General features: G+C 67.4%; 17 protein-coding genes and 1 pseudogene. 11 read left to right on the top strand and 7 right to left on the bottom strand.

Annotation, left to right across the window (positions count from 1 at the left end):
- Positions 1-107 precede the first annotated feature (107 nt).
- The 6 genes from CA237_RS16030 (at position 108) to CA237_RS16005 (ending at position 7288) form a co-directional block, all read left to right on the top strand.
- On the top strand, positions 108-1895 hold the full coding sequence (locus tag CA237_RS16030; RefSeq protein ID WP_126014783.1) for a M14 family metallopeptidase: 1788 nt from the start codon (positions 108-110) through the stop codon (positions 1893-1895).
- Positions 1896-2099: 204 nt separating this feature from the next.
- Positions 2100-2810: a response regulator transcription factor gene (locus CA237_RS16025; RefSeq protein ID WP_126014781.1), complete on the top strand. Its 711-nt coding sequence runs from the start codon at positions 2100-2102 to the stop codon at positions 2808-2810.
- On the top strand, positions 2807-4144 hold the full coding sequence (locus tag CA237_RS16020; protein ID WP_126014779.1) for an ATP-binding protein: 1338 nt from the start codon (positions 2807-2809) through the stop codon (positions 4142-4144). The genes CA237_RS16025 and CA237_RS16020 overlap by 4 nt, the downstream gene beginning before the upstream one ends.
- A gap of 100 nt (positions 4145-4244) precedes the next feature.
- Complete coding sequence (locus CA237_RS16015; protein ID WP_126014777.1) at positions 4245-4940, top strand: carbonic anhydrase; 696 nt, start codon at positions 4245-4247, stop codon at positions 4938-4940.
- A gap of 123 nt (positions 4941-5063) precedes the next feature.
- Complete coding sequence (locus CA237_RS16010; protein WP_126014775.1) at positions 5064-6656, top strand: SulP family inorganic anion transporter; 1593 nt, start codon at positions 5064-5066, stop codon at positions 6654-6656.
- The gene (locus tag CA237_RS16005) at positions 6653-7288 is read left to right on the top strand and encodes a carbonic anhydrase (RefSeq protein ID WP_126014773.1); all 636 of its coding nucleotides are present in this window, start codon (positions 6653-6655) and stop codon (positions 7286-7288) included. Before CA237_RS16010 ends, CA237_RS16005 begins: the two co-directional genes overlap by 4 nt.
- Before the next feature lie 165 nt (positions 7289-7453).
- Here the strand turns inward: CA237_RS16005 and CA237_RS16000 are convergent, their stop codons facing one another.
- Together CA237_RS16000 and CA237_RS15995 are read right to left on the bottom strand one after the other, a co-directional pair.
- On the bottom strand, positions 7454-8257 hold the full coding sequence (locus CA237_RS16000; protein WP_126014771.1) for an SDR family oxidoreductase: 804 nt from the start codon (positions 8255-8257) through the stop codon (positions 7454-7456).
- A gap of 57 nt (positions 8258-8314) precedes the next feature.
- Positions 8315-10141, bottom strand: coding sequence for a glycoside hydrolase family 15 protein (locus CA237_RS15995; RefSeq protein ID WP_126014769.1), 1827 nt, complete (start codon positions 10139-10141; stop codon positions 8315-8317).
- A 103-nt stretch (positions 10142-10244) separates the two neighbouring features.
- On the opposite strand from CA237_RS15995, the gene CA237_RS15990 reads away from it, so the two are divergent.
- Complete coding sequence (locus tag CA237_RS15990) at positions 10245-11375, top strand: Gfo/Idh/MocA family oxidoreductase (RefSeq protein ID WP_126014767.1); 1131 nt, start codon at positions 10245-10247, stop codon at positions 11373-11375.
- Positions 11376-11507: 132 nt separating this feature from the next.
- Here CA237_RS15990 and CA237_RS15985 read toward each other — a convergent pair whose 3' ends face one another.
- Together CA237_RS15985 and gloA are read right to left on the bottom strand one after the other, a co-directional pair.
- The gene (locus CA237_RS15985; protein ID WP_126014765.1) at positions 11508-12515 is read right to left on the bottom strand and encodes an NAD(P)-dependent alcohol dehydrogenase; all 1008 of its coding nucleotides are present in this window, start codon (positions 12513-12515) and stop codon (positions 11508-11510) included.
- Positions 12512-13033 (bottom strand): lactoylglutathione lyase, encoded by a 522-nt coding sequence (gloA, locus tag CA237_RS15980; RefSeq protein ID WP_066689697.1) that lies wholly within the window; start codon positions 13031-13033, stop codon positions 12512-12514. The genes CA237_RS15985 and gloA overlap by 4 nt, the downstream gene beginning before the upstream one ends.
- Positions 13034-13167: 134 nt before the next feature.
- Between gloA and CA237_RS15975 the strand changes: the two genes are divergently transcribed.
- Together CA237_RS15975 and CA237_RS15970 are read left to right on the top strand one after the other, a co-directional pair.
- Positions 13168-15558 (top strand): M1 family metallopeptidase, encoded by a 2391-nt coding sequence (locus CA237_RS15975; protein ID WP_206433003.1) that lies wholly within the window; start codon positions 13168-13170, stop codon positions 15556-15558.
- Positions 15555-16031, top strand: a complete 477-nt coding sequence (locus CA237_RS15970; protein WP_206433002.1) for a DUF6702 family protein — start codon at positions 15555-15557, stop codon at positions 16029-16031. Before CA237_RS15975 ends, CA237_RS15970 begins: the two co-directional genes overlap by 4 nt.
- A 250-nt stretch (positions 16032-16281) precedes the next feature.
- On the opposite strand, the gene CA237_RS15965 is transcribed toward CA237_RS15970, so the two are convergent.
- Complete coding sequence (locus tag CA237_RS15965) at positions 16282-16710, bottom strand: hypothetical protein (RefSeq protein WP_126014763.1); 429 nt, start codon at positions 16708-16710, stop codon at positions 16282-16284.
- Positions 16711-16772: 62 nt separating this feature from the next.
- Between CA237_RS15965 and CA237_RS15960 the strand changes: the two genes are divergently transcribed.
- Complete coding sequence (locus CA237_RS15960; protein WP_126014761.1) at positions 16773-18740, top strand: energy transducer TonB; 1968 nt, start codon at positions 16773-16775, stop codon at positions 18738-18740.
- On the opposite strand, the gene CA237_RS15955 is transcribed toward CA237_RS15960, so the two are convergent.
- Together CA237_RS15955 and CA237_RS15950 are read right to left on the bottom strand one after the other, a co-directional pair.
- The gene (locus CA237_RS15955) at positions 18724-20034 is read right to left on the bottom strand and encodes a HAMP domain-containing sensor histidine kinase (protein ID WP_241215519.1); all 1311 of its coding nucleotides are present in this window, start codon (positions 20032-20034) and stop codon (positions 18724-18726) included. The genes CA237_RS15960 and CA237_RS15955 overlap by 17 nt on opposite strands.
- A complete protein-coding gene (locus tag CA237_RS15950) occupies positions 20031-20696 on the bottom strand; it encodes a response regulator transcription factor (protein ID WP_126014759.1) in 666 nt (221 codons plus the stop codon). Before CA237_RS15950 ends, CA237_RS15955 begins: the two co-directional genes overlap by 4 nt.
- 249 nt (positions 20697-20945) lie before the next feature.
- Between CA237_RS15950 and CA237_RS15945 the strand changes: the two are divergent.
- A pseudogene (locus CA237_RS15945) lies at positions 20946-21323 on the top strand (hypothetical protein); the annotation flags it as partial.

Here is a 21323-nt window from a genome sequence, read left to right as displayed (position 1 = left end):
GAGCAACAACTTGTCACGGAACCGATCGTTCCGGATCGGCAATGGATAAAGTCGGCCGGCCAAGCGAGCCACTGGCATCACCGGTAACATCCGCTACCATCGCGTGCATGCGTATCCTGATCCTCGCCGCCGCGCTCCTCGCCTCGACCGCCACCGCCCAGACGCCGCTCGAAGCGCCCCTGCCTCCGGTCCGCCCGTGGCACGGTGCGAGCGAAAAGCTGGTCGCGAAGCCCGCCGATCCGTGGATCACCCCGGCGGAGGCAAGCGGGTTCGTCACCACGCCGGACTATGCCGCAACCCGCGCGTGGATCGACAAGCTCGTCGCCGCTTCTCCGCTGCTCTCGATCGAAACCTTCGGCAAAAGCCCGCAGGGGCGCGACCTCTATGCCGTCCGCGCGCACAAGCCGGTGGTCGGCGGCCCCGCGACACCGAAACCGGTCGTGCTGGTACAGGCGGGCATCCATTCCGGCGAGATCGAGGGCAAGGATGCCGGCCTGATGCTGCTGCGCGACATCGCGCTGCGCGGCAAGGACCGGCTGCTCGACAAGGTCGATCTGGTGTTCGTCCCCATCTACAATGTCGACGGCCATGAACGCTCCTCACCGTTCAACCGCCCGAACCAGCGCGGGCCCAAGGACATGGGCTGGCGCACCACCGCGCAGAACCTGAACCTCAACCGCGACTATCTGAAGGCCGATGCGCCGGAGACGCAGGCGATGATCGGCCTGATCCGCCGGGTCGATCCGATCCTGTATCTCGACCTGCATGTCACCGACGGCATCGACCACCGCTATGACGTGACCTACGCCTTTTCCGGCTGGCGGGGCTATTATGCGCGGTCGGCGGCGATCGGGCGGTTCCTCGACACGCGGCTGCGCCCGGCGATGGACGCGGCGCTCAAGCGCAAAGGCCATATTCCGGGCTATTATGTCAGCACGCTCGACAATCGCGAGCCGGAAAAGGGCATGACGCAGGACGTCGACACGCCGCGTTTCTCGACCGGTTACGGCGATGTCGCGCATATCCCGACGGTGCTGGTCGAGACGCACTCGCTCAAGCCCTATCGCCAGCGGGTGCTCGGCACCTATGTCTTCGTCGAGGAATCGCTGCGGCTGGCGGGCGAGCGCGCCGGCGAACTGCGCGCCGCGATCGATGCCGACCGCGCCGCCCGACCGGCAACCGTCACGACGTCGTGGAAGCAGACGCCCGAGCCGATCTACAGCGTCGATTTCCTCGGCCTGGCGCACGACACCTATCGCTCGCCCGCCTCGGGCCGCGACGAACTGCGCTGGCTGCCCAAACCCGTCACCTTCAAGATGCCGGTCTATGGCAGCAACCCCGACAAAACGGTTACGCTGCCCCGCGCGTGGTGGGTGCCCGCCACCCTGCCGCATGTCATCGACCTGCTGAAGCTGCACGGCATCGCCATCGAACCGATCGCGGCACCGCGCACGCTCGACCTCGACATGGCGCGCGCGACCGACCCGAAGCTCGGCCGCGCCAATGAAGGCCATATCCCGCTGGAGGCGACGATCGTCCATGAACGCCGCCGCGAGACCATGCCTGCCGGGTCGGTCCGCGTGCCCGCCGACCAGCCGCTGGGCCTCCTCGCCGCCTTCCTGCTCGAACCCGAAAGCGAGGATGGCGTGCTCGCATGGAACCTCGCACCCGGCATGCTGCAACGGACCGAATATATCGAGGGCTATGCCATCGCGCCGCTCGCCGACCGAATGCTGGCGAACGACCCGAAGCTGAAGGCGGAATTCGATGCGAAGATCGCCGCCGACCCGGCCTTCGCCGCCGATCCGACCGCGCGGCTGCAATGGTTCTATGCCCGCACGCCCTATTATGACGAACGGTTTCTGCTGTATCCGATCGGGCGCGAGGTGAATTGACGGATTGCCCGCTCCGATGGACATAGCGGAGGAAGTGAACGAATTCCGCCAGTCAAACCTCGTCATCCCCGCGCAGGCGGGGATCCATACACGCCAAGGTCGTGGATCGAACCATAACCGCTGCGTCTATGGATTCCCGCCTCCGCGGGAATGACGATCCGAGCCGATAGGCCACGACAAGAACGCGATGGAGAGCCTGACCCCATGACCGCCCCTTCGATCATCGTCGTCGAGGACGATCCCGCCCTGCGCACACTGACCGCCCGCGCGTTGCAGGAAAATGGCTATCATGTCCGCACTTGTTCGGCTGCGCCCGAAATGTGGCTGGCGCTGGAACAGGGGCCGGTCGACCTGATCCTGCTCGACATCATGCTGCCCGGCACCAGCGGCATCGACCTGTGTCGCCAGATCCGCCAGAACAGCAGCGTGCCGATCATCTTCGTATCGGCCAAGGGCAGCGAGGTCGATCGCGTCATCGGCCTCGAACTCGGCGCCGACGATTACCTGCCCAAGCCGTTCGGCACGCGCGAGCTGATCGCCCGCGTCCGCGCCGTGCTGCGCCGGGGCGAGCTGAACGCCCAGGCGGCGCAGCGCGAGGAAGGCATCTACAGCTTCGAAGGCTGGACCGCGAACGTGCCGCGCCGCGAACTGACTTCGCCGACCGGCGCGCAGGTCGACCTGACCGGTGCCGAATTCGACCTGCTGGTCGTGCTGCTCGACCATGCCCAGCGCGTCATCGCCCGCGAACGGCTGATCGAGCTGTCCCGCACCCGGCTGGGCGACAGTTCGGACCGCAGCATCGACGTGCTCATCAGCCGCCTGCGTCGCAAGCTGTCGACCGCGGGCGGCACCCCGCCGATCGTCACCGTGCGCGGCGTCGGCTATATGCTGAACGTGCCGGTGGAACGCCGTTGAAGCGTTTCACGGCTTTGCCGGTCGGGCTGATCGGCCGGATCGTCGCGATCTTGCTGCTGACCATCGTCCTCGAATTCGGCGTGTCGGTCCTGCTGTACGAACGCGCCAGCCAGTTTTCGGTGCGCGATGACGAGGCGCGCCGCCTGGCGGAGCACCTCGTCATCGCCACCCGCATCGTCGAGGAACGCCCGGTCGACCAGCGCGCCGGCATGGCGACCGAGCTGACCACCGAACGCTATGCCGTGCAATGGCGCGCGACCGCGCCCGAACTGCCGGCCAGCGGCACCGAGCTGCGCGAGATGGAGCAGCAGGTACTCGCCTGGGAACCGAGCCTCGCGCCCACCGGCCTCCACCTGACCCTGATCGGCCAGGGGCGGCGATCGGTGGTCAGCGGCGCACTCCAGCTGGAGGATGGCAGCTGGCTCTATTTCCGCACCCTCGAACCGTTGCGCGCGTTCGACCTCGCCCTGGGCCGCATCCTGCTGGCGCTCATCCCGGCCATCGCGCTGATGGTGGTCGGCGGGTTGCTGATCCGCCGGACGCTGCGCCCGATGCGCCAGCTGGCCGATGCGGTCGACCGGTTCGGCCCGGGTGGCGGATCGACCCTGCCGACCATCGAGGAAGCGGGGCCGAGCGAGGTCCGCCGCCTCGTCGTCGCATTCAACGGGTTGCAGGCGCGCATCCACCGGCTGATCGACGAGCGCACCCGCGCGCTCGCCGCCGTCGGCCACGACCTGCGCACCCCGCTCGCCCGCCTGCGCCTGCGCACCGATGCCATTCCCGACCGCGACCTGCGCGACACGGTGCAGAACGACCTGGCAGAGATGGAGGCGATGGTCACCTCGCTGCTCGCCTTTCTGGGCGGGGAGAGCGAACCCGAACGCGCCGTGTTGGTCGACATTGCGGTGCTGTGCGCCAGCATCGTCGACGATGCCGCCGACCATGGCCATGACGCGACCTATGTCGGCCCCGACCATTTCGAACGCGCGGTACGCCGGTCGAATTTCCGCCGCGCCGTCGTCAACCTGGTCGAGAATGCGATCCATTATGGCGGCAGCGTCACGCTGACCCTCGCGTTAGAGGATGGCGCGACGGTGATCCGGGTCGAGGATGACGGCCCGGGCATTCCCGACGAATCGCTGGCCGACGTCCTCGAACCGTTCGTCCGGCTCGACACCGCGCGCAAGCGCGACACGGTGGGCTTCGGCCTCGGCCTGTCGATCGTCCAGCGCGCGGCGGAGGCGGAGGGCGGTCGGCTGGAGCTGCGCAATCGCGACAGCGGCGGGCTGTGCGCGGCGATCGTCCTGCCCGCACCGTTCGCGCCCCGGCAATAATTCGTTACACAGCCGCCGAACGCAGCAAGATTGCGTCGTCTATACCCGATCCTTGAACCGGTGGCCCCTAAGCTGCTGAAACGGTTTGGAGGGAACGACGATGAACGACGTGATCGGCCGCGTGTTCGGCTTCGAAAAGGATGTGTTCGGCAGCGATGCCGACCTCTATTCGAAGCTGGCGACCGACGGGCAAAGCCCCAAGGTCCTGATGATCTCCTGTTCGGATTCGCGGGTCGTTCCCGAACATATCCTGCAGGCGAAGCCGGGCGACGTCTTCGTCATCCGCAATGCCGGCAACATCGTCCCCCCCTTCACCCAGCAGAATGGCGGCACGACCTCGACCGTCGAATATGCGGTCGCGGTGCTCGGCGTCACCGACATCATCGTGTCGGGCCATTCGGGCTGCGGCGCGATGGGCGCACTGATGAAGCCGGACACGCTCGACGGCCTGCCCAGCGTCGCCGCGTGGCTGCGCCACAGCCATGCCGCCCATTCGGTAGTCGAAAACAGCTATCCCGACCTCGACGATGCCGCTGCGGTCCGTGCCGCCAGCCTCGAAAACGTCGTGGTCCAGATTTCGCACCTGCGCACCCATCCGGCGGTCGCGTCGCGCATCGCCAAGGGCGAGTTGACGCTGCACGGCTGGTTCGTCGACATCCATGCGGGCACGATCCTCGCGCTGGACGGCGAAACCGGTCGGTTCGCGCCGATCAATGCGGATCGCCCGTTGCCGGTGGCGCTGCCCGCCGCCAAGCGCCTTGCTGCGGATTTCGTGACGGCAGAAGCCGCCGAATAACCAGTTCCTGCGGGTTGGCGGGGCGAATCTTCCCTCCCCCGTTCCGCCGGCCGTGGGTTCCGCGCCGGGCGTGCTTCCCCCAAGCACGTCCGGCGCACCCTGTTTTAAAGGCAATCGATCGCCATGTCGTCGCAACCCTCTCTGATCGCCAATCTGCGGCAGGATCTGCCCGCCTCGATCGTCGTCGCGCTGGTCGCGCTGCCGCTGTGCCTCGGCGTCGCGCTCGCCTCGGGCGCGCCGCTCTTTTCCGGGCTGATCGCCGGGATCGTCGGCGGCATCGTCGTCGGTTCGCTCAGCAAGTCGCCGCTGTCGGTCAGCGGCCCTGCCGCCGGGCTGACCGTGATCGTGCTCGACGCGATCACCAAGCTGCCGAGCTTCGAAGCGTTCCTGCTCGCCGTGTTCCTCGCGGGCTGCATGCAGATCCTGCTGTCCTTCTCGCGCTCGGGCGTGCTGGGCGAATTCGTGCCCTCGTCGGTCATCACCGGCATGCTGGCGGCGATCGGCCTGATCCTGATCCTCAAGCAGGTGCCGCACGCCATCGGCTATGACGGCGATCCGGGCGGCGACTTCGCCTTCCGCCAGGGCGATGGCCTGAATACCTTCAACACCATCCTGTTCGTGCTGCGCGAACAGGTCATCTGGGGCGCGACGATCATTGCGGCGATCAGCATCGCGTTCCTGTTCTGGTGGGACAAGAACAAGCCCAAGGACGGCCCGCTGCGCTTCGTGCCGGGTCCGCTGGTCGTGGTCGTCGGATCGGTGCTCATGAACGCGCTGTTCGGCGCGGTCGCCCCGTCGATCCAGGTCAAGCCGACCCATCTGGTCAGCGTGCCGATCGCCGATGGCCTGGGCGGCTTCGTCAAGCTGTTCAGCCTTCCCGATTTCGGCCAGATCGGCAATGCGACCGTGTGGACCGTCGCCGTCACCCTCGCCATCGTCGCCAGCCTCGAATCGCTGCTGTCGGTGAAGGCGGTCGACGAACTCGACCCCAAGCGCCGCGTGACCGACAAGAACCACGAACTGCTGGCGCAGGGCGGCGGAAACATCATTTCGGGCCTGATCGGCGGCCTGCCGGTGACCTCGGTCATCGTGCGCTCGTCGGCGAATGTCGACGCCAATGCCGCGTCGAAGATGTCGACGATTCTGCACGGCACCTGGCTGTTGCTGAGTGTCCTGCTGGTCCCGACGCTGCTCAACCTGATCCCGCTGTCGGCACTGGCCGCGGTGCTGATCCAGACCGGCTATAAATTGACCAAGCCAGAGCTGTTCACCAAACGCTGGAAACAGGGCATGACCCAGTTCGTGCCGTTCGTCGTCACCATCGCCGCGATCCTGTTCACCGACCTTCTGAAGGGCATCGTGATCGGGCTGGTCGTCGGCTTCATCTTCGTCATCGCCCGCAATTTCCGCCCGGCGGTGACGTTCGTGCAGGACGGCGAAGGCCCCGGCGCCAGCTGCATGGTACGCGCCAAGCGCAACCTGTACTTCATCCACAAAGTCGAACTGACCAAGGAACTGGAAAAGGTGCCCGACGACTGCACGGTGGTGATCGACCTGTCGGCGACCAGCTATGTCGACCTCGACAATATCGACATCATCAACGGCTTCATCAAGAACGCGCAGTACCGCAACATCAATGTGCTGGTGCGCGGCGACATCGGCGACAAGACCGCGCCGCAGATCAAGGCCCCGCGCAAGGAGGTCGCCTACGCATGAGGGAATACAAGCACCTGCTACTCGCCAACAAGGCATGGGCCGCCGAACGGCTGGAGGAAAATCCCGACTATTTCACGAGGCAGATCGTCGGGCAGCAGCCGGAATTCCTGTGGATCGGCTGTTCCGACAGCCGCGTCGCGCCGGACCAGCTGACCAATACCGAACCGGGCGGCATGTTCATCCACCGCAACATCGCCAATCTGATCGATCCGGGCGACCAGAACCTGATGTCGGTGGTGCAGTTCGCGGTCGAGGTGCTGAAGGTCGGCCATATCATCGTTTGCGGCCATTATGCATGTGGCGGGATCCAGGCTGCATTGGAAGGCGGAGTCGACGGCCATGTCCATGACTGGCTGGCGATCGCACGCAATGTTGTCGACAACCACCGCGACGAACTGGACGCCCTGCCCGAGGATCAGCGCGCCAACCGCCTGGTCGAACTGAACGTCCATGACCAGCTCGTCCAGCTGGCCCGCACCGACGTGGTGCAAAAGGCATTCGCCAGCGGCCAGCCGCTCGAACTCCATGGCTGGGTCTACGACCTCCGCGACGGCCTGCTCAAGCCGTTGATGGAGATCGATGCGAACACGCCGCTGGAAGCGGTGACCAAGCCGGAGAAGGTGCTGGTCTGACCGCCCTACGTCACCCCGGGCTTGACCCGGGTAACGAACAGGTGACCGGCGCCCCCACACACCAACCGTACCCCCGCGAAGGCGGGGGTCCAGAGCCATGAACGCCCCGCCCGTAACTCTGGATTCCCGCCTACGCGGGAATACGCTGCGTACTTGCCAGGAACATCACCCCGCCATCGTCATTACCGACCCCGAATCCACTCGCAAATTCGCGCCGTTCACGAAGCTCGCCGGCTTCGACACCAGGAACAGGATCGCCGCCGCGACCTCTTCCGCCTTGCCGCGCCGACCCAGCGTCATGCCGGGGCGTTCTTCCTTCAGGAAGCTCTTGATCGCGCCGTCGCGGTCGGTGCCCTGTTCCTCGGCCCGCTTGTCCATCATCGCATCGGTCATCGGCGTCGCGATGAACGCGGGCGATACGCTGTTCACCAGCACATTGTCGCAGCCATAGGCCTTCGACAGCCCCTTAGCCAGGTTCAGCACCCCGGCCTTCGATGCGCAGTACGCCAGTTCGTCGACATAGGGCTGCACCGCATCCTCCGACGCGATCAGCACGATCCGGCCGCCGCCACCCTTGCGCATCGCCGGGATAGCCTCGCGCGTCACCCGCACCGCCCCCATCAGGTTGATGTCCAGCGTCGACTGCCACCCGGCGTCGTCCACCTCCAGGAAATCGCCCGTCGCGCCGGTCACGCCCGCGGCATGGACGAGGATCATCGGATCGCCCAACTCGCCGCGGACCTGCTCGAACAGCGCCTTGACGCTCGACAGGTCGGTCACGTCGGCGGCGACCGCCACGACCTCGCCATGCTCGGCCAGTTCGGCGCGCACCTGCTCCAGCGAGTCCGCATCCTGATCGCTGATCGCGACCCGCGCGCCTTCCTGCAACAACATCCGCGCCGTCTCGCGCCCGATGCCGCTATCCGCGCCCGTCACCAGTGCCAGCGCGCCGCCCAGTCCGTAATCCATGGTTCTCTCCCGTCAGGAAGCTGACCAAGCTATTGAACCGGCGAGCGGTTCCCTGCCTCAAAGTTCAGCTCCGCCGAGCGTCGCAATCGCCTGAATCAGCGCCAGATGGCTTAGCCCCTGCGGCAGATTGCCGAGATAATCGCCAGTCTTCGGATCGATCATCTCCGGCAAAATCCCGGTGCCATGCTTCAGCCCGTCCATCGCCGCCGCCAGCGCCGCCTCGGCCCGGTCGTGCTGGCCCAGGATCGCCCGCGCCTCGACCATCCAGAAGGTGCAGGCGAGGAAGCACCCTTCTTCCTGCTCCATCCCCGTGTAGCGATAGTGGAACGCCCCTGCCCCCAGCTCCCGGTCGATCGCGTCGAGCGTCCGCGCCAACCGGTCCTGCCCGTCGAAACGGAACCGCACCGCCAGCGCCAGCGACGCATCCAGCCCCTTGGCGCCCGGATAGCACAGATACGCCCCCCGCTCGTCGTCCCAGCAATGCTCGCCGATCCAGTCCATGATCCGGTCGCGTTCGCGCGCCCAGCGGTCGCGGCAGGTCGTCGGGATTTGCCCGGCATCGGCCAGCTCGACCGCGCGTTGCAGCGCCTGCCAGCAGCTGATCTTCGACATGGTGTAATGCTGCACTTCGGTCAGTTCCCAGATGCCGGCATCCTTCTGTCGCCAGCGATCCGCGCACAGATCGGCGAGGTGCGACAGGGTCGCGGCACTCTGCCCGTCGAGGATGTTGCCGCACGCCACGAACCGCTCGGCCGTCTCGAAGATGTCACCATAAATGCCGTGCTGGTGCTGGTCGGTCGCCAGGTTCCCGGTCACCACCGGCTTCGACCCGCGATAGCCCGGAATGTCGATCTCGCGCACTTCGGGCACCGGATCGCCGCCCAGCGTGTAGCAGACCTTCGGCACCCCCTGCCCCAGACGCTTCAACAGCCAGGTAAAGCCCGCCTTCGCCTCGGCATGGGCGCCAATGCGCAGGAACGCCTTGATCGTGTAGCCTGCGTCGCGGATCCACGCATAGCGATAGTCCCAGTTCTTCGGCCCCCCGACCTTTTCGGGCAGCGAGGTCGTGGCCGCCGCGACGATCGCCCCGGTCGGCGAATAGAGCAGCAGCTTCAGCGCCAGCGCGCTGCGGATCGCCAGCGCCCGCCGCGCCCCGTCACAATGCAGCTGTCCCGCCCAGTCGAGCGCCTGCGTCCAGTCGCGCCATTCCTTATCGGACAGGTCGATGCGCCCATCGATCGCCTCGATCGGTGGCACCACTAAAGGCTCGTCGGCACCCGCCACGATGCCGACCGTCGCACGCTGCCCCTGCGACACCGCGATCCGCCCGTCGATCCCGTCATCGCCCTGCCGTTCGATGACGACATTATCGCTGCACCGGACCAGCCCCAGCACTGCGCCGACATGGAACACGTCATGCCCGCCGGCGCGCGCGAAATAGGGGCTGACGGTATCCGCCCGCCGCCCGAAGCGCAGCGTCAGCGCGAACGTGACATGCCCGTCCAGCCCCTCGACCCGTCGCGCCAGCTCGGCCCAGGGCAGCCGCCCCGCCGTCCCGCTGTTCAGGCTCTCGGTCAGCTTCGCCCGGCCCGTCGCGGTCGTGAAGATCGTCTCCAGCACATTGCTGTCGTCGCGATAGCGCTGCTCGCTGGTAAACGCCTCGGTCGGCGTGATCGCAAAATAGCCGCCCAGCGTCCCGTCGAGCAGCCGGTCGAACAGGGCGGGCGAATCCATGTTCGGCACGCACCACCAGTCGATCGACCCGTCCGCCCCCGACAGCACCACCGCGCGTCCGTCGCCCAGCGCGCCATAGCGGGCGAGCGGCAGATAGCCCTCGGCATCGCGAAGCATGGCGGGATCGGCGGCGCGGGATCGGAACAGCATGAAACCGATAACCCATGATAAGGCCCAAATGTCCGAAAGGGCGGGAGAATGTCCGCGCGGCGTGCGTTGGCGCCCCATTCCCATCCCCACGGAGAAGCCATCCATGAGCATCGCGTCCGCCTTCGGGCTAGGCAAGAAGGTCCGCTACGCCGTCGTCGGCGCGGGCGACATCACCCAGCGCTCGATGCTGCCCGGCATCAAGCATACCGGCAATTCCAAGCTGGTCGCGATCGTCACCGGCGATGCGGAGAAGGCGAAGGCGCTGGCCGAAAAATATGATGTCGACGCCACCTATGATTACGACCAGTTCCACGAGTTGCTCGCCTCGGGCACTATCGACGCGATCTATCTCGGCACGCCCAACTGGCGCCATGCCGAATTCGCCATTCCCGCGCTGGCCGCCGGCATCCACGTCCTGTGCGAAAAGCCGCTGGAAATCTCGGTCGAGCAGGGCCGCGCCATCGCGGCGGCGCAGGCGGCGTCGTCGGCCAAGCTGATGACCGCCTACCGCCTGCACTTCGAACCCGGCACGCTGGCGGCGATCGACATGGTGCGCGACGGCAAGCTCGGCGACCTCGTGACCTTCTCCGCGACGTTCAGCCAGTCGCTCGACCCCGACAACCACCGCGCCAAGCACGGTATCGTCGCGGGGCCGCTGTTCGACATGGGTCCCTACCCGATCAACGCCATCCGCTATCTGTTCGGCGAGGAACCCATCGCGGTGGAATCGGCGGTCGCGACCCGGCAGGCGGCTGCGGGCTTCGGCGATCTGGACGATACCTTCGCGGTCGTGCTGCGCATGCCCGGCGACCGTCTGGCGAGCTTCACCGTCAGCTATTATGCCGGCAATGTCGACCACCTGACCATCGCCGGGACCAAGGGCAGCATCCATATCGACCCCGCCTTCGGCTATGGCGATACCCAGCATCAGACGATCACGATCGGCACCGACAAGCGCGAAGAGAAGTTCAAGCCGACCGACCAGTTCGGCGGCGAGATGAAATATTTCTCCGACTGCATCCTGAACGGCGACGATCCCGAGCCGGACGTGGAGGAAGGCATTGCCGACCTGCGCGTGATCGAAGGCATTGTTGAGGCGCTCAAGACCGGCCGCCGCGTCGACCTGCCCCCCTTCGAACGCCGCCGCCGCATCAACACCGCGACGCAGAAGCAGACGCTGTCGCCGATCACCCCGCCGGAGACGGTGAAGGCGAAGTCGCCCAGCGGGAATTGAGCGGGTTCCCGTAGAGTAACCGTACCCCCGCGCAGGCGGGGGTCCAGGGTCACAAACGCAACCATTTCGCTGCTTGGCTCTGGACCCCCGCCTGCGCGGGGGTACGGCATGGGTGAGGGTTAGACGATGCCCCTACCACCCCACCCCGATCTTCCCGAAATGGTCGCCGCCTTCCTGAAACCGGAACGCCTCGGCCAGTTCCTCCAACCCGAACCGCCGATCCACCACCGGCCGGAACCCCATCGCGTCCAGCGCGCGGACAAACTCCTGCTGCTCGCGCCGGCTGCCGACGATCAGCCCCTGCAACCGCGCCTGCTTCGCCATCAGCGCGGCGGTCGGCACCTCGCCACCCATGCCGGTCAGCACGCCGATCAGCGAGATATGCCCGCCGACCCGGACCGCCGCGATCGACTGCGCCAGCGTCGCCGGACCGCCGACCTCGACCACATGGTCGACCCCTCGCCCTTCGGCCCAGTTGGCGACGGTCACACCCCAGTCGTCGTCGCTGCGATAATTGACGGTAAAGTCCGCCCCCAACGCCTTGGCCCGCGCCAGTTTTTCGTCGCTGGACGAGGTGATGGCGACCATCGCCCCCATCGCCTTGGCGATCTGCAACGCCCAGATCGACACGCCACCGGTGCCCAGCAGCAGCACCCGGTCGCCGGCCTTCAAGGCGCCATCGACGACCAGCGCCCGCCATGCGGTGAGGCCGGCGGTGGTGATCGTCGCCGCCTCGACCGCATCCCAGCCCTTGGGCGCGAGCGTAAAGGCCGTCGCCGGCAGCACGACCACCTCCTGCGCGAACCCGTCGATGCCATCGCCGGGCGTCCGCGCGAAATCGCCGACGGTCGGCCCGCCATCCTGCCAATCCGGAAAGAAGCACGACACGACCATGTCGCCCACCGCAAAGTCGGTGACGCCCTCGCCGACCGCCTCGACCGTGCCGGCGCCGTCCGCCATCGGCACCCGGCCATCCTCGGCGGGCGACTTCCCGCTCACCACAATATAGTCGTGGAAGTTGAGCGAACTGCCCCGCAACGCCACGCGGATTTCGCCCGCCCCCGGCTGCCCCGGATCGGCGCGATCGACAACCTCCAGCCGGTCCAGCCCGCCGGGCGCGCGCAATGCGACCGCCTTCATGCGTCGTCTCCCGCGTCGACCACCGCCTGTGTCATGCCATTCGGCGACAGGATTTCGATCCAGTAACCGTCCGGATCGGTGATGAAGGCGATGTCCTTCATCCGCCCCTCGTCCGGCCGCTTGCGGAACGTCACACCCAGCTCCTCGAACCGCGCACACGCCGCGGCGACGTCGGGTACGCTGATCCCGATATGGCCGAAGCCGCGCGGATCGTCGTTACCGCTGTGATAGCCGGCGAAATCGGGATCGTCCTCGGTCCCCCAGTTATGCGTCAATTCCAGCGTCGTCTCGCGGGTGAACACGAACCGCGCCCGCTCCTTCGGGTCGCTCGGCACGCTCTCCCCGTCGCGCAGGAAGCCGAGAAAATAGAGCGAGAACGCCGCCTCCTCGAAATCCAGCTTCTGCAACAACGTCATGCCCAGCACATCCTGATAGAAAGCCAGGCTGGCGCTGGGGTCGCGAACGCGCAGCATCGTCTGGTTCAGCGTGAAGCCTTCGGTTCCGGCGGGTCGGGTCATGGCAGTTTCCTTGATTTCAACGCCGCCGCAAACGCATGGGAGGCGATTTCGTCGCCCGTGCCGCGACAGCGGATGGTTGACGTGTCTGGTATCCGGCGTAACGATACAGTGTTACGTTCGAAAGGCCCGCCCGCTTGTCCGCTGCCCCCCGCCTCGCGCTGATCGCGCTGCTGCTCAGCACCACTCCCGCCCTTGCCGACCCGATCCGCCAGACCAAGGGCGACTGGCAGGACAAGTTCCGCCAGCTGGAGGGAGAGGACTGGCCGACCCCGACCGATTACCGCAACGCATCGGGCGCGCCGGGCTATCGCTACTGGCAGCAAAAGGTCGATTACGACGTCAAGGTGTCGCTCAACGAAGCGACGAAGGTCGTGACCGGCACGGAAACGATCCGCTACCGCAACAACTCACCCGATGCGCTGCCCTATCTCTGGCTGCTGCTCGACCAGAACCAGTATAAGCGGTCGTCGATCGCGCAGATGACGCAGACCGTGCCCGATGCGACGTCGATCAGCATCGGCGAGATCCGCCGGGCGGAGGCGATGAAGACGTGGGAAGGCGGCTTCACCATTTCGGCGGTGCGCGGCCCCGATGGTCAGCCGCTCGCCCACCGCGTCACCGACACGCTGCTGCGCATCGAACTGCCGCAGCCGGTCGCCGGCAATGGCGGGGAGGTCACGCTGTCGATCGACTGGTCGTTCCCGATGGCCGAGCAGAAGGTCGTCGACGGCCGCTCCGGCTATGAATGCTTCACCGGACAGGGTGAGGACGGCAACTGCATCTTCGAAGGGGCCCAGTGGTTCCCGCGCCTCGCCGTCTATTCGGACTATGAAGGCTGGCATAACAAGGCCTTCCTCGATGCCGGCGAATTTACGCTGGAATTTGGCGACTATCGTGTCGCGCTGACCGTGCCCGCCGATCACGTCGTTTCGGCGACCGGCGTGCTCCAGAACCCCGATCAGGTGCTGACCGCTACCCAGCGCCAGCGGCTGGAGCAGGCCAAATCGGCTACCGCGCCGATGTACATCGTCACCCCCGATGAAGCGGTCGCCGCCGAACGCGGCCGTGCCTCGGGCACCAAGACCTGGACCTTCGCCGCGCAGAATGTCCGCGACTTCGGCTGGGCATCGTCGCGCAAATTCGCATGGGACGCGATGAACGTGCGGCAGAATTACGCCGCCAACCCCAATGTCATGGCGATGTCCTTCTATCCGAAGGAAGCACGCCCGCTCTGGGATGCGTACTCGACCAAGGCGATCGCCCACACCATCGACGTCTATGGCAAGTTCGCCTTCCCCTACCCCTATCCGGTGGCGCAGTCGGTCAACGGCCCCGTCGGCGGCATGGAATATCCGATGATCACCTTCAACGGCCCCCGGCCGGTGAAGGACGCCAAGACCGGCCAGCTGACCTATACCGAACGCGCCAAGACCGGCCTCATCGGCGTGGTGATCCACGAGGTCGGCCACGACTGGTTCCCGATGATCGTCAACAGTGACGAACGCCAATGGACATGGATGGACGAGGGGCTGAACACCTTCCTCCAGTTCCAGGCCGAAAAGCTGTGGGACAAGGATTTCCCGTCGCGGCGCGGTGAGCCGAAGGACATTGCCGAATATATGCTGTCCGACAATCAGGTTCCCCTGATGACCCAGTCGGATTCGGTGCTGCAATTCGGTGCCAACGGCTATGGCAAGCCAGCGACCGCGCTCACCATCCTGCGCGAAACCGTGCTGGGGCGTGAGCTGTTCGACCGCGCCTTCCGCGAATATGCCACCCGCTGGCGCTTCAAGCGGCCGACCCCCTACGACTTCTTCCGTACCATGGAGGAAAGCTCGGGCGTCGATCTCGACTGGTTCTGGCGCGGCTGGTTCTATTCGACCGACCATGTCGACATTGCGCTCGACAAGGTGGTCGAGGGCCGCATCGCCGGCGGCGATCTGGAGGCGAATGCCCGCGAACGCCGCGCGCTGGCCGATGCGGAAAACACCTCGCTGACCGTGCGCAACAATGCCGGACAGCGGACCGTCACCGAACGCGACCCGTCGACGCGCGACTTCTACGACCGGCAGGACCGCTTCGCCGTCAGCCCGCAGCAGCGCCGCGACCTCGCCGAAAAGCTCGCCAAGCTGACCCCGGAGGAGCGCGCCGCCTTCCAGGTACGCGACAAATTCTACCGATTCTCGTTCCGCAACATCGGCGGCCTCGTCATGCCGATCCCGCTCAAGCTGACCTATAGCGACAACACGACCGAGATCGTCCGCATCCCCGCCGAGGTGTGGCGCTACAATCCGAAGGCGGTGACGTGGCAGTATGTCACGGGCAAGACGATCACCGGGGCGGAGGTCGATCCGCTGCTCGAAATCGCCGATGCCGATCGCGGCAACAATGTCTATCGCGGCGCCATCCGCCCCGTCGTGCTGGAGATCGAGGATGTCGAGGATCTCGAAAACCGGATGAAGGACTTCGACGTGCAGGTGAAGCCCGGCTCGCTCCAGACCTATCCCGCGCCGGTGGCGAAGTGAGGGCGCCGCTCGCCCTCCTCGCCGCTATGGCGGTGATCGCCCCGGCCCAGGCGCATCGCGGGCATGACTCGCTCGCGGTCGTGACGCTGGCCGATGGCAAGGTCACCGTGTCGCACCGGTTCGAGGCGCACGACATCGAACCCGCCTTGTCGAAGATCGCACCCGACGCGCAGGTCAGCCTCGACGATCCCAAGGCGGTCGCCGCACTTCAGAATTACATCCTGCGCCGCTTCACCCTGACGATCGACGGCAAGCCCCTCCCGCTGACCCATGTCTCGACCGACCTGACCCATTCGCAGGTCCGCATCGACTATGTGGGGAAGGCGCCGCGCAAGCCGAAAACCGTCGCGGTCCGCTCGACCGTGCTGACCGACGTCTACCGCGCGCAGGTCAATCAGGTGAATATCCGCCAGGGCAATGTGGTCAAATCGCTGACCCTGCGCGGCGGAACCGGCGGCAGCGTCACGCTCTGACACTCTGAGACCACCGTCACCGAGCGCAGACGGGGGACCCGCTTCTGATCAACCGGCTAACGGGGAAAGAGGGACCTGAAAGTCTTAATGTGCCGTACCCCCGCGCAGGCGGGGGTCCAGAGCCAAGCAAAACAACGGCCTGCGTCTGGAACCCTGGACCCCCGCCTACGCGGGGGTACGCGCTACGCCAATCGACATGTACCGTCGCAACGAACTCCATCGAGTTAGGCCTCAAAAAGCGCGAAGTCACCTACCCCCCACACCCCGCCCGCAACGCCGCCACCCGCGCCGCGCTCAACACCCCGCGATGCACGCCACATGGCCGCCCGTCGCCACCGACCGCGACGCTGAACGGCAACCCCGCCGTCCCGCCGAACAGATCCTCGCGCATCGCCGCCATCCGCGCCGCATCGGGCACCCAGCGTTGCGCCACCGGCACCCCCTGCACCATCGCTGCCGTCGCCCGCCCGCGATCGATCGGCACCACCAGCACCGTCCACGATCCCGCCGCCTCGCTCAACCGGGGCAGCGCCGCGATCTCGCCATGGCACGGCGCGCACCACGACGCGACGAACAACAGGATCGTGCGCGCGGGATAGGTCGGCGCCGCCGCCCCCGCTGGCACCGCCGCCAGCATCAGCGCGGCCGCCCAGCCGCCAAAGCCCGCCCAACGCTTCATCGCATCCCCCATCGACGCTGTAACATTGCCGTGCTTTGATCCTTGGAAACAGGGGGAAAAACATGCTCGATCCGATTCTGCACGGCCTGATGGCCCTCGCCCAGGCCGCGACCCCGGCCCAGCCCGCCGCCCCGGCCAAGCCCCTGACGTTGCAGGCGCAGTTCGATGCCGCCAACGCCGCCTATTCCACCCGCGACTGTGCCGAGGCACTGAAACTCTACGAGGCGCTGGAAAGGCGCACCGCGACCAACAAGAACGCGCTGCTGACCGGCGCGATCGCGGTGCGCGGCGGCATCTGCCGCGTCCGCATGGGCGAGCGCGAGGCCGGCGTCGCCGCCATCCGCCGCGGCCTGCCGACACTCGCCGCCAAGCCCGACGAATTCCGCGCCGATCTGGGGTCCGCCCATCTCGCGCTGGGCGACGCTGCCTATGACGCGTTCGACTATGACGCCGCCGCCACCGCCTACCGCGCCGCGCTCGACCTCGCCAAGGGGGTCGAACGGGTCGTCCCGCTGCTCGCCCTCGCCCGCACCCTATCGTTCGACCATGACGGCCGCGCGCTCGCCTATGCCGAGGAAGCACGCAAGCTGACCGAATCCGAGGCCAGTATCGACAAGGCGACGGTCGCCGCCGTCCAGACCCGCTATGCCCGCGTGCTTCTCAACGAAGGGCGCACCGCCGACGCCTATACCGTGCTCAAGGATTCGCTGAAGAAACAGGGCGGCCTCGACCAGAAGGTCAATCTGTCCGAAATCGCGACCCGCGCCGACCTTGCGCAGGCGGCGCTGCTGAATGGCGACCGCGAACGCGCCCGCACCTATCTCGCCTATACCGGGGCCGGCCGGCTCGAAAAGGCGCCCTTTGCCGGCGCGCGACAGATGGACCTGCCGCCCTGCGGCGGCCCCGCCGGCCTGAAGCCGACCGAAGTCGCCGTGGTCGAATTTTCCCTCGGCGACGACGGCATCGTGCGCAACGTCGCGCCGATCTACACCACCGGCAATCGCGCGGCGGCGCTCGCCTTTGCCCGCGCGGTCGGCGACTGGTCGTGGCAGCCCGAGGACGCGACCGCCATTCCCGCCTTCTGGCGGCAATCGGCACGGGTCGAGCTGCGCTGTTCGACCGCCGCCCAGCGCCCGTCGATCACCCAGCCGATCGACGACGCGTTCGATACATGGCTGACGTCGAAGGGCGCGCCCGCCTTCGCCTGGGAAGAACAGCCCGCCGCCCGCGCCCTGCCGCTCGCCCGCGCCGAAGTGGCCCGCGCCCGCACCGCCGGGGACAAGGTCGCCGAACTGCGCGCGCTCGGCTGGATGTTCAATTCGCAGCTGGTCGGCGCCGAGGAAGCGCGCCCGCTGATCGCCGAGGCATTGACTCTGGCGCAGGCGACCGGTGCGCCGGCAGCGGTCGCCACCCGCTTCCGCATCAGCGACGCCTATGTCGCGGCGAAGAATTACGACCAGGTGCTCGACGGCTTCCGCACCGTCCTGCGCCGGCCGGAGGTCGCCGCCGATCCGCTGTCGGCGGCAACGGTCAGGATGATGCTGGCCAATGGCGGCAGTCAGGTCCGCTCGGTCGAGCGCACGCAAATGATCGACGCGGTCCTCGCCGCGCCGCTGCCCGATACCCATCCGCTGAAGGTCGCCGCGCTGCTCAACCGCGCCGACCTGTCCGCGCAGAGCGGCGACACCGCCGCCGCCCAGGCCGCGTTCACCCGCACCGGGCTCAGCAGCGACCAATGCGCGCTGATCGCCCCCACCCCCGCCGTCGCCAAGCAAGGTGCCACCAGCGCCCGCTATCCGACCGAAGCGTTGCAGATGGGCTTCGAAGGCTGGGCGCGGGTCGAATTCGACATCGCCGCCGACGGCCATACGCTGACCCCGCGCACCGTCGCCGCCTATCCGCCGTTCGTGTTCGGCGACGCCGCGCAAAAGATGATCGGCGCGACCCGTTTCCGTAGCAGCTTCCGCCCCGACAACAACACCGCCTGCACCGGCAACAGCCAGCGGATCGTGTTCAACCTGCCGCGCTGACCGGCAGCGTGACGGCGGCGACCAGCCCGCCGCCGTCCGCCTCACCCAGCGTCAGCCGACCGCCATAGAGCGCCGCTACGTCGCGCACGATGGCGAGGCCGAAGCCGTGCCCGTCGCCCCGCTCGTCCAGCCGCACCCCCGGATCGGTCGCCCGCGCGCGGTCGACGGCGGGAATGCCGGGTCCGTCGTCGCTGACCGACAGCCGCACCATCGCCCCGTCGCGCACCGCCACCACCCGCACCAGCGACCGCGCATGGCGCGCGGCATTGTCGATCAAATTTCCGGCCAGCTCGTCCAGATCCGCCGCATCGACCGCGACGCTCACATCGGCGATGTCCGCCTCGACCGCCACGCCGCCGCCGCGGTGCAACGCCCGCACCACGCCGACCAGCGCCTCGACCGCCGGCCGTAACGCGGTCGCCGCACGCCGGTCGACCGCCCCACCCCGCGCCCGCGACAGATGGTGGCGGATCGTCGCATCGATCCGCTCGACCTGTCGCCGGCGGGGATCGTCGGCCAGGTCGAGCGCCAGCGTCGCCACCGGCGTCTTCAGCGCATGGGCCAGGTTCGCCGCCGACGCCCGCGCGGCTGCCAGCGCCGCCGCATTGTCGCGCACCAGCGCGTTCAGCTCGACCGCCAGCGGCCTGAGTTCCTCGGGCTGATCCTCCGGCACATCGGCAGCGGCGCCCTCGCGCACCGCCGCCACCCGCTCGCGCAACGTCCTGATCGGCCGCAGCCCCAGCCGCAGCTGCACCAACGTCACCACCGCCAGCACCAGCGCGACGATCGCCAGCGTCGCCAGCAGCGGCAGCATCGCCCCGCGCAGCGGCTGCTCGATCGCCGCGCGCGGCACCGCGACGCCCAGCCGCACCGGCCCGGCTTCACTCTCGCGGATCTGGATCAGGCCGTGCACCGGCGTGCCGTCGCCCAGCTCGGTATCGAACGGTATCCCCTCGCGCGCACCCGCCGGATGGGGGCGGGGCGGTCCCGGCACCGCGATCGGCAACATCGCGCTGCCGTACGCTCCGCCCGGCGCATCGATCGTCCATGCGCCGCCGCGCCCGAACGCTTCCTCGACCCCCGGCCGCGCGAGCAGTTCGCGGTCGACGCTGCCATCGGCGCGCACGACGGCGCTCAGCAACTGCAACCGGTCCGCCAGCCGTTCGTCGACACCATGCGTCACGAACCGCTCCAGCACATGCCCGATCGAAAATCCCGCCACCGGCAGCGCGACCAAGGTCGTCGCCACCGACAGCGCCAGCATCCGGCCATGGATCGACCGCGGCAGCCTCATTGCCCGCCCGCCGTCAGCCGATATCCCCGCCCGCGCACCGTTTCGATCAGCGACGCGCCGATCTTCTTGCGCAGCCGCCCGATGATCACCTCCAGGCTGTTGGAATCGACATCGGCATCGCCTTCATAGACCCGCTCCATCAGGTCCAGCCGCTCGATCACCGCCTCCTTCGCCAGCATCAGCGCGGCGAGCACCCGGTGCTCCAGCGCGGTCAGCTTGACCGGCAGCCCGTCCAGCTCGAACACCCCGGTCTGCGTCTCATAGGCCAGCGGCCCGCACGCGATCCGCGTCGCGCCATGCCCCGCCGACCGCCGCACCAGCGCGCGCAGCCGCATCATCAGCTCCTCGATCCGGAACGGCTTGGTCAGGAAATCATCGGCCCCGGCCTTGAAGCCGGCCACCTTGTCCGACCATCCGTCGCGCGCGGTCAACACCAGCACCGGCAGGTCGCGCCCCGCATCACGCCACCCCTTCAGCACCGCCGTTCCCTCGCGGTCTGGCAGGCCCAGATCGAGCACCGCGACGTCATAGCGTTCGGTCTCGCCCAGATGTTGCGCGTCGATCCCGCTCGGCACCAGATCGACCGCACACTGTTCGCCCCGCAGCGCCCGCGCGATGGCGGGCCCCAGATCGGGATCGTCCTCGACAAGCAATATCCGCATGGCCGCTCCGCTAAACTTATCTGCCCCGCTCCCGTTCGTGCTGAGTAGGGGCTGAGCGAAGTCGAAGACCCGTATCGAAGCACCTGCCCCAACAGCCCCTCGACAGGGCCGACAGGCGCAACGACTATTCAAGACCGACGACAACGCCAATGTCACCCCCGCCTAAACCGAAACTGAACCACCGGGTTCAGCGTGGCGAGGGCACGACTCGCTACAACGGCTCCATCGAACAACGAAGGAGTGAAGCACATGGCGAAATTCTCTTTGGGCAGCACCGGAAAGCTGGGCTTGGGCGTCGCGATCGGCCTTGCCATCGGCGCGGCGGGCGGGGCGGGCGCGGTGTCGCTGACCCGGCCGGGCGTCGAAATGGCGCCGACCGTGGCGACCCCGGTCGCCCGGCTCGCAAGCAGCAGCGGCGTGGTGACGGTCAAGGGCCACGTCGCCGAAGTCTATGGTGACCGCTTCGTGGTGCAGGACGGCAGCGGCAAGGCAATGGTCGATGGCGGCCGCGACGCGAACGTGACGAAGGGCGCGCCCATCCAGGTACAGGGCCGCTATGACGACGGACAGCTACGCGCCTCCTATGTCGTCGACGCCGCGGGCAAGGTCACCCCGGTCGGCCCGCAC

Origin of the sequence: Sphingomonas sp. ABOLH (genome assembly GCF_003951715.1) — a bacterium.
In the GTDB taxonomy this organism is placed as follows: domain Bacteria; phylum Pseudomonadota; class Alphaproteobacteria; order Sphingomonadales; family Sphingomonadaceae; genus Sphingomonas; species Sphingomonas hankookensis_A.
This window is presented reverse-complemented; position numbering and strand designations above follow the sequence as displayed.